Origin of the sequence: Pseudomonas beijingensis (assembly GCF_030687295.1) — a bacterium.
Taxonomy (GTDB): Bacteria; Pseudomonadota; Gammaproteobacteria; order Pseudomonadales; family Pseudomonadaceae; genus Aquipseudomonas; species Aquipseudomonas beijingensis.
This window is the reverse complement of the sequence record NZ_CP117425.1, coordinates 1,233,398-1,246,889: the sequence shown is the minus strand read 5'-3', so window position 1 is coordinate 1,246,889 and position 13,492 is coordinate 1,233,398. Positions and strand designations below refer to the sequence as shown.

The following is a 13,492-nucleotide window of genomic DNA, read 5'->3' as shown; positions in this document are numbered from 1 at the left end:
AAGCTTTGCTCCCACAGTTGGAGCTTTGTGAATACAGCGTTTTGAACTCACAGCAGATCTGCTGTGGGAGCAAAGCTTGCTCGCGATGGGCTGCGCAGCAGCCCCAAAAAAGCCGCCAACCCGTTGTTTCAGGTTGATTGGGTTGTCCTCTGAGGGGGCTGCTGCGCAGCCCAACGGGGATAAATCCCCTCGCCACAGGTTAACTCCCCTCCCCACAAAATCTGCGCACGGCTCACTCGCGCTTGGGCTCGCGGATCTTGTACCAGGCCACATACAGCGCCGGCAGGAACAGCAGCGTCAGCAGGGTGGCGATGATGATCCCGCCGATCATCGCGTAGGCCATCGGCCCCCAGAACACTTCCCGAGCAATGGGGATCATCCCCAGGCTCGCCGCGGCCGCCGTGAGCAGGATCGGCCGGCGCCGGTGTTCGGTGGCCTCCACCACCGCATCCCAGGGCTCGTAACCGTCACGTTCGTATTCATCGATCTGGGTCACCAGGATCACCGAGTTCCGGATAATAATGCCGATCAAGGCGAGGATCCCGAGGATCGCCACAAAGCCCATGGGCGTGCCCGTCGGCACCAGCGCCAGCACCACGCCGATCAACCCAAGCGGCGCGACGCTCGCCACCAGGAACAGTTTCTGCACGCTGTGCAGTTGGATCATCAGGAAGGTCGCCATCAGAAACAGCATCAGCGGCACGACGCTGGCGATCGGCCCTTGGGCCTTGCTGCTCTCTTCCACCGTACCGCCCGTGGCGACCTTGTAGCCCACCGGCAGGCCGGCGGCGAACTTGTCGATGTCCGGTTGCAGTTGCTTGACCAAGTCGGTGGGCTGGATCTCGTCGCGCACCGCAGCCTTGATGGTGATGGTCGGCTTACGGTCACGACGCCATACCAGCGGCTGCTCCAGCTCATAACGCACCGTGGCGAACGCCAGCAGCGGAATCGAGGTGCCGCTCGGCGTGACAATCTGCAGGTTCTGCAGGGTTTCCGGCGAGCCGCGCTCGGCATCTTCAGCGCGGCCAACCACGTTGATCAGGTAAATATCGTCGTTGACCTGGGTCACCGGCGAGCCACTGACGATGCTGTTCATCAGCCTGGCCACGTCATCGGAAGACAAGCCCAATTGCCGCGCCTTGTCCTGGGCGATATCGATGCGCAGGACCTTGCCCGGTTCGTTCCAGTCGTAAATGATTTCGCCGATGTGGGAGTTCTTGTCCAGCTCGGTGGCCAGCTCGATGGCGTGCTTGCGCACCTGGTCGACGTCCTTGCCGCTGACCCGGTATTGGATCGGCCGACCCACCGGCGGGCCCATTTCCAGAGCCTGCACGTAGCTGCCAATGCCGACGAAATCCTCGCGCAAACGCTTTTGCAGGCGCTCGGTCAGGGCCGTGCGCGACTCCAGACCCTTGCTGACGATCACCAGTTGCGCGTAGTACGGGTTCTGCAATTGCTGGTCCAGCGGCAGATAGAAGCGAATCGCGCCTTCACCGATGTAGGTGCTCCAGCGCGCGATGTCCGGATCGTCCTTGAGCGTCGCTTCCAGGCGATCGACGGCTTTACGGGTCTCGTCCATCGAGGCGTTTTGCGGCAGGTTGAGGTCCACCAGGATTTCCGGCCGGTCCGACGATGGAAAGAACTGGTTCTGCACGAAGCGCATGCAAAACACCGCCAGCACGAACAGCAACACGGTGATGCCGATGGCCCACCAGCGATTGCGCATCGCCCACAACAGGCCGCCGTTGAACGCCCGGCCGATCCGCCCCGGTTCGGCGCTGTGGGGTTTGATGTTGGTGCTGAGGATGTGCACGCCGATCACCGGGGCAAACAGCACGGCGACGATCCACGACACCAGCATCGCCACGGCGATGACCGCGAACAGGGTGAAGGTGTATTCGCCGGCGGAACTGGCGTTCAGGCCGATGGGCACGAAACCGGCCACGGTCACCAGGGTCCCGGTGAGCATCGGAAACGCCGTCGAGGTATAGGCGAACGTCGCGGCCTGTTCCTTGCTGTCGCCTTTTTCCAGGCGCGTGACCATCATCTCCACGGTGATCATCGCGTCGTCCACCAGCAGGCCGAGGGCGATGATCAACGCGCCGAGGGAAATCCGCTGCATGGTGATGCCGCTGTATTCCATGAACAGGAAGACCATCGCCAGCACCAGCGGAATCGAACAGGCCACCACCAGCCCGGCGCGCACGCCAAGGCTGATGAAGCTGACGACCAGTACAATGATCACCGCCTCGAACAAGGCGCTGGTAAAGCCGCCGACCGCCTCTTCCACCACCTCGGCTTGGTCCGACACGGTGTGCACGCCAACGCCCACCGGCAGGTCGGCGGTCAGTTCGGTCATGCGCGCATGCAGCGCCTTGCCGAAGTCCTGGATGTTGCCGCCCTTTTTCATCGCGATGGCGAGGCCGATGGCCGGCGTACCGTTGAAGCGGAACATCGGTGTGGCGGGGTCGACGTAGCCGCGACGGATGTCGGCGATGTCGGCCAGTCGATAGAAGCGGTCATTGAGCCGCAGGTTGACGTTGGCCAGGTCTTTTTCCGACTGGAACTGCCCGGACGTGCGCACGGAAATCCGCTCCGGCCCCGCGTCGATCACCCCGGCCGGCGTCACGGCATTCTGCGATTGCAGGCTCTGCACCACCTGGCGCTGGTCGATGCCCAGCGCGGCGAGTTTGCGCGTGGAGAAGTTCAGGTACAGCACTTCATCCTGCTCGCCGAGCATCTCCACCTTGCCCAGCCCGGGCACGTCGCGAATCTCGGCGCGCACCTGCTCCACGTAGTCGCGCAGCTGGCGCATCGACAGGCCGTCGCCGGTGAAGGCGTACACCGACCCGTACACGTCACCGAACTCGTCGTTGAAGCCCGGCCCTTGCAGCCCCTGGGGGAAGTCGCCACGGATGTCGTTGATCTTCTTGCGCACCTGGTACCAGATCTCGGGGATCTCTTTGGCCCCGGTGGTATCGAGCAGGTACACGAACACCGTCGACTCTCCCGGACGGGTGTAGCTTTTGACGTAGTCGAGTGAGTCGAGCTCTTCGAGTTTTTTCTCGATGCGGTCGGTGACCTGCCTGAGGGTTTCTTCCTGGGTCGCGCCCGGCCAGCGGGTCTGGATGATCATGGTCTTGATGGTGAACGACGGGTCTTCCTCCCGACCCAGGTTCATGTACGAAAACACGCCCATCAACAGCGCCACGAACATCAGGTACCAGACGAACGACTGATGCCGCAGGGCCCATTCGGATAAGTTGAAAGGCCCTTTCATCGTGCGTCCTCGTCGAGTTTCACTTTCTGCCCCGGCTGGAGACTGTTCACGCCGGCGCTGACCACACGGTCGCCGGCCTTGATGCCGTTGGCCACTAGCACCGAGTTGGCCGAACGTTCGAGAATCCGTACCTCACGGGGTGAGACCGTCTGGCTCTGCGGGTCGATGAGCCAGATGCGCGCCTTGCCGTCGATCTCTTGCAGGGCGCTGAGCGGCAGCTCGATGCGCGGTTCGATGGTCGAGCTCAGGGTCACGCTGATGGCCGTGCCCAGGCGAAAGCCTGGCGGTGTGTCGGTCAGCGTCAGGCGCGCGCGGCGAGTGCGGGTCGCGCTCTGGGCCTGGGGTTCGATCTCGCGCACGATGGCGCTGGTGTGGGTGCTCGGGTCCAATTGCGCGGCGACTTCGAATACCACGTCCGAGGGTAGGCGCTCAACCAGCCCGGCCGGCAGGTCGATCACCGCTTCCTTGATGTCCGGGCGGGCCAGGGTCACCACTTGCTGGCCGGCGGTGACCACCTGCCCGGCTTCGGCATTCCAGGCAGTGACGATTGCGTCGTGGTCGGTGCGCAACTCGCTGTAGTTGAGCTGATCGCGAGCCTGCTCCACCGAGGCCCGGGCCTGTTCGAGGGACGCGCCAGTGGTTTTCAAATCGGTCTGGGCGATGTCCAGTTGCGCCTGGGCCCCGACGCCACGGTCGAACAATTGCTGCTGGCGACGGGCATTGGCCTGGGCATTGATGTACTGCGCCTCGATCCGCGCCAGATCGCCCTGGGCGGCGCGCAACTGGTTCTGTTGATCGGTGGGGTCGAGCGTGGCGAGCAGGTCGTCCTTCTTCACCTCTGCGCCGACATCGACATTGCGACTGGCGATGCGTCCTGGCACGCGGAAACCCACGTTGCTTTCGTAGCGTGCCTGGATATTCCCGGCGAACCGCCCGAGTGCCTGCTGGTCGAGGGCCCGGACCTCAACGGACAACACCGGGCGCACCGGTTCGGGCGGCGCTTCCTCCTTGGAGCAGGCGGCCAGCAACAGACCGGCCGAGACCATCCACAAACGCTTCATGGCTGGGCTCCCGGCGCGGATTTTCCGTAGGTGTTTTCAGCGATCTCGACGCGTACGCCAGGGTGCAGCAACTGCCCGCCTGCGGTGACGATTTTCTCACCGCCCTTGAGGCCATCGCTGATGATGACCTTGCCGGTCAGGTAACGGCCGACCGTCACCGTTTGCAACCGGGCCTTGCCCTCGCCGTCCACCAGCCACACGGCCGGTTCACTGAGGTTCTTGGTCAGGGCCGACCAAGGCAGTTCGAAGGCGGTCTTGCCGGCGGACTTGGCGGTGGCGCTGACCACCGAGCCCAGGCGCATGCCTTCGGGCAAATCATTGAGGGTGACCTTGACCTGCACGGTGCCGGTTTGGGCAGACACCGCAGGGGTGATTTCGCGCACCGTGCCGGTGGTCTTGATGGCGGGGTTGTCCAGCAGACTGATGGTGATCGCCGGGTCCGACGGTGGTTCGCTCAACAGCGATTCGTAGATGTTGAACACCGCGTCGCGCTCGCCATCCCGGGCCAGGCTGAAGATCGGCTCCGTGGCCTGCACCACCTGGCCGACTTCAGCCTGGCGCGCGGTGATGATGCCCGGTGCCTCGGCGACCAGCGCGGTGTAGCTCAGTTGCTCACGGGCGTTGGCCAATTGGGCCTGGGCGGCGGTCAGCGCACTCTGGCTGCTGCGCAGTTGGGCCTGGGCCGCGTCGTATTCGCTCTGGCTGGTGTAGCCCTTGGGCAGGAGTTTCTGCTGGCGCACGAACGCCGCCGCGCTCTGCTTGACCCGCGCCTGCTCGGCGGCCACCTGGGCCTCGGCGGAGTCGACGTTGGTCTGCAGGTCCCGGGGATCGAGCCGGGCCAGCACTTGCCGGGCCGAGACCCGGTCACCGACATCGACCTTGCGCTCGATGATCTTGCCGCCCACACGAAACGACAGGTCAGCCTGCACCCGCGCCTGGACGTCGCCGGTCAGGGTCACCGAGGCCGCGTATTCACTGGGCACGGCTTGCTGCACGAAAACCCGTGGCAGGGCTTTTTCTTCGGGCTTCTTATCACCGCACCCCGTCAACAATGCACACACGCCCAAACCAATAACCCATTTGATTCCGGGACCAGCCATGCAGACTCCTTTGCGTTGTACGGACGTACCAGTGACGATACGACTGTGAGCTTAGAACAGGGTTCACTCAAAGCACAGCAATCAGGCAGACTTGCTCCCCACGCCCATGCAAAGGAAATCTGCATGCTCAAGACACTGGCGGTGGCCAACTACCGATCGATCAATAAATTGGTCATCCCCCTGGGCCGACTGAACCTGATCACCGGCCCCAACGGCAGCGGCAAATCCAATCTGTACCGTGCCCTGCGTCTGCTGGCCGAAACGGCCCAGGGTGGGGTGGTCAATGCCCTGGCCCGTGAAGGTGGGCTGGACTCGACCTTCTGGGCCGGCCCGGAGGAAATCAGCCGCCGCATGCGTAACGGCGAGGTACCGGTCCAGGCGGTTGTGCGCCAGGGCACCAAGCGCCTGCGCCTGGGTTTTGTCGGCGAAGACTTCAGCTATTCCATCGCCTTGGGCTTGCCGGAAACCAGTAGCTCAGCGTTTTCACTGGACCCTGAAATCAAGCGCGAATGCATCTGGGCCGGCCCGGTGTTTCGGCCGGCCAGCCTGCTGGTGGACCGCAAGGGGCCGATGATCCGGGCCCGCGAAGGCCGTTCCTGGGATGTGCTGGCCCAGCACACACCGACCTTCGACAGCCTGTTCGACCAGGTCGGCAGCCTGCGCACGTCGCCGGAGGTCCTGCAGATGCGCGAGTTCATTCGTCGCTGGCGCTTCTATGATCACTTTCGCAGCGACGCCGACGCCCCGGTGCGCCAACCGCAACTGGGCACCCGCACGCCGGTGCTGCACCACGACGGACGCGACCTGGCCGCCGCCCTGCAAACCATCCTTGAAATCGGCGACGACGAAGCCCTGCATGCCGCCATCGGCGACGCATTTCCCGGTGCCCACCTGCACATCGAGAAACTGCAAGGCGGACGTTTCGCCATCGCGTTCCAACAACATGGCCTGCTACGGCCGCTGTCCGCCGCCGAACTGTCGGACGGGACCCTGCGCTATCTGTTGCTGGTGGCCGCCCTGCTCACCCCACGCCCGCCCTCGCTGATGGTGCTCAACGAACCGGAAACCAGCCTGCACCCGGACCTGTTGCCGGCCCTGGCGCGGTTGATCATCCGCGCCTCGGCCAATTGCCAGGTCTGGGTCGTGTCCCATGCCACGCGCTTGATCGCCGCCCTGGAACAGGATGAGCAATGCAATTGCATCGTGCTGGAGAAAGACCTTGGACAGACCGGGATCGTCGGGCAGCGGGCGTTGGATGAACCGGCGTGGCATTGGCCGGATTAATCAGCGCCTGATAACGCGCTTTCGCGAGCAAGCTCGCTCCCACAGTGGCGCGGTGTTGAGTTCACGCTCTCTCACCACAGAATTTGCCGCGAAGGGTAAAGACGACTATTTTTCTTGCGCCGCAGGGAGAGTTTTTTCGCCATCTCCCTCACCATTACAAGGAAGAAAACATGGCTGACGTAAAAGTGCCGCAGCGACTGGAACCGCAGGACATAGTGAAATTGTTGGTGGCGTTGCGCAGGGCGTTGAAGAACGGGGAGGCCTGACAGTGCCTTGTGGCGAGGGGATTTGTCCCCTCGCCACAAGGACAGGTTCGACCAATCCGAAAGTAAACAACCTTACTACCCACAGGCACAAAAAAACGCCGACGCTGTATCAGCCGTCGGCGTTTGAAACCGTGACAAGGTTTACCGCGCGAATCAGAACGCCGGCAGTACCGCGCCGCTGTATTTCTTCTCGATGAACGCCTTCACTTCAGGGCTGGTCAGGGCCTTGGCCAGTTTCTGGATGGCCGGGCTGTCCTTGTTGTCCGGACGGGCCACCAGGAAGTTGACGTAAGGCGAATCCGAACCTTCGATCACCAGGGCATCCTTGGCCGGGTTAAGACCCGCTTCCAGGGCATAGTTGGTGTTGATCAGGTCCAGGTCAACCTGGTCCAGCACCCGCGGCAGCATGGCCGATTCCAGTTCTTTGAACTTGAAGTTCTTCGGGTTCTTGGCGATGTCTTTCGGCGTTGCCAAAGCGTTTTTCGGGTCTTTCAACTCGATCAGGCCAGCCTTCTGCAACAGGATCAGCGCACGGCCGCTGTTACTGCCTTCATTGGGCAGCGCGATGGTCGCGCCGTCTGGCAGATCAGCCAGTTTTTTGTACTTCTTCGAGTAGCCACCGAACGGTTCGACGTGAACACCGATCACGGTCACCAGATGGGTGCCTTTGCCTTCGTTGAAGTTAGTCAGGTACGGCAGGGTCTGGAAATAGTTGGCGTCCAGACGCTTCTGGTCAACCTGTACGTTGGGTTGGACGTAGTCGGTGAAGACCTTGATTTCCAGGTCCACGCCTTCCTTGGCCAAGGCTGGCTTGATCAGCTCGAGGATTTCAGCGTGGGGCACCGGCGTGGCGGCCACGACCAATTTTTCCGCGGCCTGGGCCAGGCCCGAAGCCAGAGCTGCCGCCAATGCGGTGAACAACAGAACCTTTTTCATGCAGTGTCCTTATCGAGAATCACGGTCGTCATCGACGACGGCTAAATGTGGTGTGCCAGTGAAGTGCTATCGCTGGCGTGATGAGGACAATACCGATATTTTTTATTCCTTAACAATATCTTTTATTCAAGTTCATATTCATTTCACTCATATAGAAAAATCCGCTTTTTGTGGCGAGGGAGCTTGCTCCCTCGCCACGGGGGATATCGGGTCTATAGGGCCTGGTTCAGTCGATTGAGCAGCGCCTTGAGCGCCGTGCGCTCGCCTTGCGTGCCCTGTGCAACGACCTGCGCCACCTGGCGGTCAATCAACTCCAGGGCCGAGGGCTGAGACGGCAAATTCAAATGCTCCGGCAAAATTTCATCCCCCGTGCTCACCAGCAACGCGAAATGAATGACGTTTTCCAACTCGCGGGTGTTGCCCGGCCAACTGTGCTGTTCGAGGGCATGCTGCGCAGCTTCACTGATCAGCGGCACGGCCAGGTTGAGTCGCTGGCTGTAGATGCCCAGAAAGTATTCGGCCAGGGACAGGATATCGCCCACCCGTTCGCGCAGGGCCGGCAGTTCCAGTTGGCCTTCACCCAGGTAGTGATAGAGCCGTTCGTGGAATTTCCCGGCGGCCACCGCTTGCGCCAGGTCGATGCTGGTGGCCGCGACCAGGCGGACATCCACCGGGCTGGGCTGATGGGCACCCACTCGGGTGACTTCGTGGTTTTCCAGCGCAGCCAGCAATTTGATCTGGATCGGCAGCGGCAAATCGCCGATTTCATCCAGGTAAAGGGTGCCGCCGTTGGCCGAACCGAACCAACCGGCCCGACTGCTGGCCGAACCGCTGTAGCTGCCAGCGGTATAACCGAACAGTTCGGCGTCGGCGTAGGTCGGGCTGATGGCGCCGCAGTTAACCGACACAAACAATCCGCCGCGATCGCTTTCGCGATGGATATGCCGGGCCAGCAATTCCTTGCCGCTACCGGTTTCGCCGCGTATCAGCACCGAAATCGCCCGGGGTGCCAGTTGTTCCAGTTCCTGGCGCAACTGCCGTGAACGGGGGTCGACGAACACCAGCGCCTTGGCGCGAATGCTCAGGGGGCTTTTTTCCGCATCGGGAAAGGTCAGCAAGGGCTGACCGAAGGTTTCATGCAAACTCATGGCAGGCTCCCGCCCCAGACCGCCGGGAGACGGGGGGCGCTAAACATTCAGGCGCGACGCAGGGCGTGATGCTCCATGCGGTTTTGCAGACGATAGAGATAAGCGAAACCCTGCTCCCAGCGCTGGTGGCCGGACTTCACGTTGATATGCCCCGCCCCCGCCAGGATCCCGGCCTCGGCCCCCCAGTTGCGCGCCAGTTCCAAGGCACGCGGGGCGCTCACGGCGGCGTCGTTGTCGGAGCTGACCACTTGGCTTGGGAACGGCAACAAATCAGTGGGAATCGGCGCGAAGTTGCGCAGCGCCGGGACGCAGGCGGGCCGCTCGACATCCGCCGGTGCCACCAGCAGCGCCCCACGCACCTGCCGCAGAAACTGCACCGGCGCGGTGGAGGCCCAATGAGCTACCGTGATGCAACCCAGGCTATGGGCAATCAGGATCACCGGTGTGCTGTCGGCGGCCACGGCCTCGGCCAGCGCCGCGACCCAGTCTTCACGTCGGGGCGTCACCCAGTCGGCCTGCTCGACCCGGGCGCTGTTGGGCAGGCTGTTCTGCCAGTGGGTTTGCCAATGATTTTCCGGCGATCCTTGCCAGCCCGGCACAATCAGGTAGCGAATCGATTCGTTGCGCATGGGTTGCTCTCCTGCGTGTCTGTTCCCGGACGAGTATAGGGAGGAGAGCTATATTCTTTAAGGAATAAGAAGCTATTTGTTAATGCTTAAAGCGAATAACAAGATAACCCTGTGGGAGCGAGCTTGCTCGCGATAGCGGACTTTCAGTCAACATTGATGTGACAGACATATCGCTATCGCGAGCAAGCTCGCTCCCACAGGTATTGCGTACGTTCTCACTCGCTACGTCCCTTGCGCAGCAACACATCCAGTTGATCTATCACTTCCGCCCAGTCCGCATCCTCAAGGATTTCCTCGCGCAGCATTTGCCGCTGGCCCTCATTCCAGAAAAACGCATCGGCCAAGTGCAACCTGGGCTTGAGGGGTGAATGCGTCGCAATGAACTGGTCAATGCCAATAGCATCATCGGGCAAGCCCAGTTGCTTGAACAATGCGCGAAGGGTGTGAATCGGCGGTTCCATAGGGGGCTCCTGGACATGAATGAATGGCGGGGTTGTTCCTAGGCAGTCTAGCCCCTCGCCGACCGCCAGACTGATCAAAATTCAATCAACCCCCGACTCGACTAGACTTTGAATAAACATCCCGACGACTACACGTTGTGGGAGGATCCCGTGAACATTCACTGGTTGACGGTTGCGCTGCTGGCGATCAGCGGGCCTGCGTTCGGCGCCGAGGGCCTCGTGCCGTCGGGCACCGATCCCCCTGGGTTTCTGGCTGATTGCCGTGGGCGTGGCCTTGCTGGTCTTCGAGGCGGCCTTGCCCAATTACGGCGTCGCGGGGTTGGGCGGCATTGTCTTGTGTGTGATTGGCGCGGTCATCCTGACCAACGCTGATATACCGGTTCCGCTGATGCTCGGCCTGGGCCTGGTCAGTGCCTTGCTGCTGATCGCCCTGCTGGTCCGTGCGTTGAAAACACGGCCGCGCCAGCCTGTCAGCGGCGATGCCGCGCTGCTGGGCAGCGTCACGGCGGTGACCGCATTGCAGGCCGGTAATAATCATCATGGCTGGGTCCAGTTGGAAGGCGAACGCTGGCAGGTGGCAAGCGCAACGCCGCTGCGGCCTGGGCAAGCGGTGCGGGTCATCGCCCGCAAGGGTTTACTGCTGGAAGTGGCCGCCGCTGACTCCGGAGGGGTATGAGATGGGCATGCAAATCGGTTTTGCGCTGCTGTTGTTGCTGGTGATCGCGCTGGCGGGGGCGACCTTCCGGATCCTGCGCGAGTACGAACGAGCGGTGGTGTTCCAGCTCGGACGGTTCTGGCAGGTCAAGGGGCCGGGGTTGATCCTGCTGATTCCGGTGGTGCAGCAGATGATTCGCGTTGACCTGCGCACCATTGTCCTCGACGTGCCGCCCCAGGACGTGATCACCCGGGACAACGTCTCGGTGAAGGTCAATGCGGTGCTGTATTTCCGCGTGCTCGACCCGCAGAAAGCCATTATCCAGGTGGAAAACTTCCTCATGGCCACCAGCCAACTGGCCCAGACCACGTTGCGCGCGGTCCTCGGCAAGCATGACCTGGACCAACTGCTGGCCGAACGCGAGCAGTTGAACGGCGACATCCAGCAAGTGCTCGACGCCCAGACCGACGCCTGGGGTATCAAGGTGGCAAACGTCGAGATCAAGCACGTAGACCTCAACGAATCCATGATCCGCGCCATCGCCCGCCAAGCCGAGGCCGAACGGGAACGGCGAGCCAAGGTGATCCACGCCGAAGGCGAGCTGCAAGCCTCGGAAAAACTCATGCAGGCCGCCGAAATGCTCGGCCGCCAGCCAGGCGCCATGCAACTGCGCTACATGCAGACGCTGGGGTCGATCGCCGGGGATAAAAGCTCCACCATCGTCTTCCCCCTGCCGATCGAATTGCTCAAGGGGATGGCGGAGTTGTCGCCCAACAAGGCTTGATGGGCTGAAGGCTGGCCTTTGTGGCGAGGGGATTTATCCCCGCTGGGCTGCGCAGCAGCCCCAAAGCAGTGAGCTCAATCTTCCTGACACACCGAGTTGGCTGGTTTGGGGGTCGCTTCGCAACCCAACGGGGATAAATCCCCTCGCCACAAAAGCAGGTTTGACCCCGCTACAGCGGCAGTGACGTCAACGCTTCATAGGGCCCCTGCGCCCAGCGCATGACCCGCTCACGCAACAACGCCGAAGCCTCCCGGCGCTTGTCCTCGCTGTCGCCAACAAACGCCTGCGCCGGCTGCTTGGCATGCTGCCCCACCGTCGCGAACACTTGCCCGCATTGCTCATCATCGAGCCCGAAAAACGCTGCCAACCTGCCTGTCATCGCCTCGGGCAGTTCGCTGTAGTTGACCGCCACGCCAGACAATGCCTGGCAGTGTTCCAAGCCCGTCGCCAACAACCGCCCCACCCGGCGCGGGATGAAATCTTCCTGGCTGCCAAATGGCAACCCATCGTCCAGGACAGTCGTCCCGATCATCCCCGGCACCATGTGCATGCCGGGACGACGCAGGTGAGAAACGGCGATTTCCAAGGGATCGCGATAGACGAACAACCAGGGCGTGTCGGGAAAACACTCACGCAGCAGCGGCAGCTCACCAATGTTCCAGGCGTCGAGTTTGACCACCAGGCGTTGCTCCACGCCTCGGCGGCGCTGCCCGTAGGCCGACATCAAGCCCTTGAGTGCCGCAGACCGCTCGGCCGGCGGCAGCTCACTGCGCAGCAGCGCATCCAGGGGCGGTGGTTCCGAGATGACGATATGGTCGTCCAACTGGGCGAGCATCTGGCTGATCAAGGTCGAACCGCAACGGGAGGCATGGCAGATGAATGCACTGGGCCCAAGGCCCGGGCTTTGCCGTTGCCACTGACCGAGTGCGTCCAAGGGCGTCTGGCGGCGGAACGCCTGGTTGAAGGGCCGGCGCAAGGCGTCTTCCACGGAGTCGCCAAAGAACGGCTGTGACAGTCGCGCGTCGCCGAACCAGCACCAGTCGACCCGCCACTGCCCGGCCTCTTGCCATAGGCGGATCGGCAGCCAACCGTGCAGGTTCAGGTCTTCCACTGGGCTCTCCACTGCTGGCGACCGTTGCGCATGGCGGCCCGCAATTCTTCCTGGGTGAAATGAAGCCCTCGTTCGGCCCCCAACGCCAGGGTGGACGCCATGAAAGCGTCGAGGTCGTGCAGGCTCTGCAAGGTGCGGGCGAGGTCAGGATCGCTTTCCACGCGCAGCTGAAAAAGAGCGAAGTCGCTTTGCCTGACGCCCGCGTCGGGTGTGGTGGGCAGCCCATCGGCAATCTGCCGGACCAGCCACGGCCCGGGGCGACAGTCGAGCACCAGGTGAACCCGCGAATGCGCACTTCGGTTAACCACTCGATGGGGCCGCGCCAGGTCGAGAAACCAGCACTCACCGGCCGTCATCGGAATGATTTGTCCATCCAGGAAGAAGTCCACGCCAGGTGGGCTTAGCAGCGGAACGTGCAGGCGCAGATCGGCGTCCGGCCCGCCCAGGTCATAGTCGCGATGCTCGTGGATGCACCCGCCGGGCCCCAGCCGCAGCAGCCGGGCCGAGACGATCTCCAGGGGCCAGTCGCGCAATGCCTCATGCCAACGGCCATCCGCTGACCAAGGTGCACGCTGCCGTGGCTGACCGCGCCCGGGCGACAGCTCGGTGACGGCGTCGGTCGCCGAAATCAGCGCCACGCCGCTCCAGTCGCCGCTGTGATAGGCGCTGTTGAAATGCCCCTGCCAGCGCGCGTCTTCAATGGCCGCCAGTGCCTGCAACAGCAGCGGCAGGTTCACCGTCACCGGCAGCCGGGAAAACGCCGGGCGCGTCATGGTT

General features: G+C 62.6%; 11 protein-coding genes and 1 pseudogene. 3 read left to right on the top strand and 9 right to left on the bottom strand.

What is annotated here, in order from left to right; genetic code table 11:
* Nucleotides 1-232 precede the first annotated feature (232 nt).
* Genes PSH84_RS05790 through PSH84_RS05780 form a run of 3 tightly spaced genes read right to left on the bottom strand, consistent with a single transcriptional unit; the run spans nt 233 to nt 5,441 of the window.
* Nucleotides 233-3,280, bottom strand: a complete 3,048-nt coding sequence (locus PSH84_RS05790) for an efflux RND transporter permease subunit (protein ID WP_305469177.1) — start codon at nt 3,278-3,280, stop codon at nt 233-235.
* Nucleotides 3,277-4,341 (bottom strand): efflux RND transporter periplasmic adaptor subunit, encoded by a 1,065-nt coding sequence (locus PSH84_RS05785; protein ID WP_305482398.1) that lies wholly within the window; start codon nt 4,339-4,341, stop codon nt 3,277-3,279. The genes PSH84_RS05790 and PSH84_RS05785 overlap by 4 nt, the downstream gene beginning before the upstream one ends.
* Nucleotides 4,338-5,441, bottom strand: coding sequence for an efflux RND transporter periplasmic adaptor subunit (locus tag PSH84_RS05780; protein WP_305469175.1), 1,104 nt, complete (start codon nt 5,439-5,441; stop codon nt 4,338-4,340). Before PSH84_RS05780 ends, PSH84_RS05785 begins: the two co-directional genes overlap by 4 nt.
* 123 nt (nt 5,442-5,564) lie before the next feature.
* Between PSH84_RS05780 and PSH84_RS05775 the strand changes: the two genes are divergently transcribed.
* The gene (locus PSH84_RS05775; RefSeq protein ID WP_122565147.1) at nt 5,565-6,725 is read left to right on the top strand and encodes an AAA family ATPase; all 1,161 of its coding nucleotides are present in this window, start codon (nt 5,565-5,567) and stop codon (nt 6,723-6,725) included.
* Nucleotides 6,726-7,144: 419 nt separating this feature from the next.
* Here the strand turns inward: PSH84_RS05775 and PSH84_RS05770 are convergent, their stop codons facing one another.
* From PSH84_RS05770 to PSH84_RS05755, 4 genes are all read right to left on the bottom strand, one after another.
* Nucleotides 7,145-7,927, bottom strand: coding sequence for a MetQ/NlpA family ABC transporter substrate-binding protein (locus PSH84_RS05770; protein WP_122565146.1), 783 nt, complete (start codon nt 7,925-7,927; stop codon nt 7,145-7,147).
* Nucleotides 7,928-8,139: 212 nt separating this feature from the next.
* Nucleotides 8,140-9,075: a sigma 54-interacting transcriptional regulator gene (locus tag PSH84_RS05765; protein WP_305469172.1), complete on the bottom strand. Its 936-nt coding sequence runs from the start codon at nt 9,073-9,075 to the stop codon at nt 8,140-8,142.
* Nucleotides 9,076-9,122: 47 nt separating this feature from the next.
* Nucleotides 9,123-9,704 (bottom strand): alpha/beta hydrolase, encoded by a 582-nt coding sequence (locus PSH84_RS05760; protein ID WP_305469171.1) that lies wholly within the window; start codon nt 9,702-9,704, stop codon nt 9,123-9,125.
* Nucleotides 9,705-9,919: 215 nt separating this feature from the next.
* Complete coding sequence (locus PSH84_RS05755) at nt 9,920-10,165, bottom strand: DUF2789 domain-containing protein (RefSeq protein WP_305469170.1); 246 nt, start codon at nt 10,163-10,165, stop codon at nt 9,920-9,922.
* Between the two features lie 150 nt (nt 10,166-10,315).
* On the opposite strand from PSH84_RS05755, the pseudogene PSH84_RS05750 reads away from it, so the two are divergent.
* Both PSH84_RS05750 and PSH84_RS05745 read left to right on the top strand, forming a co-directional pair.
* A pseudogene (locus PSH84_RS05750) lies at nt 10,316-10,841 on the top strand (NfeD family protein).
* A gap of 1 nt (nt 10,842) precedes the next feature.
* Nucleotides 10,843-11,604: a slipin family protein gene (locus PSH84_RS05745; protein WP_305469167.1), complete on the top strand. Its 762-nt coding sequence runs from the start codon at nt 10,843-10,845 to the stop codon at nt 11,602-11,604.
* A gap of 169 nt (nt 11,605-11,773) precedes the next feature.
* Here PSH84_RS05745 and PSH84_RS05740 read toward each other — a convergent pair whose 3' ends face one another.
* Entirely contained in the window at nt 11,774-12,715 is a 942-nt protein-coding gene (locus PSH84_RS05740; protein WP_305469165.1) for a sulfotransferase family protein, read from the bottom strand.
* Complete coding sequence (locus PSH84_RS05735) at nt 12,703-13,488, bottom strand: aspartyl/asparaginyl beta-hydroxylase domain-containing protein (protein WP_305469163.1); 786 nt, start codon at nt 13,486-13,488, stop codon at nt 12,703-12,705. Before PSH84_RS05735 ends, PSH84_RS05740 begins: the two co-directional genes overlap by 13 nt.
* Nucleotides 13,489-13,492 lie beyond the last annotated feature (4 nt).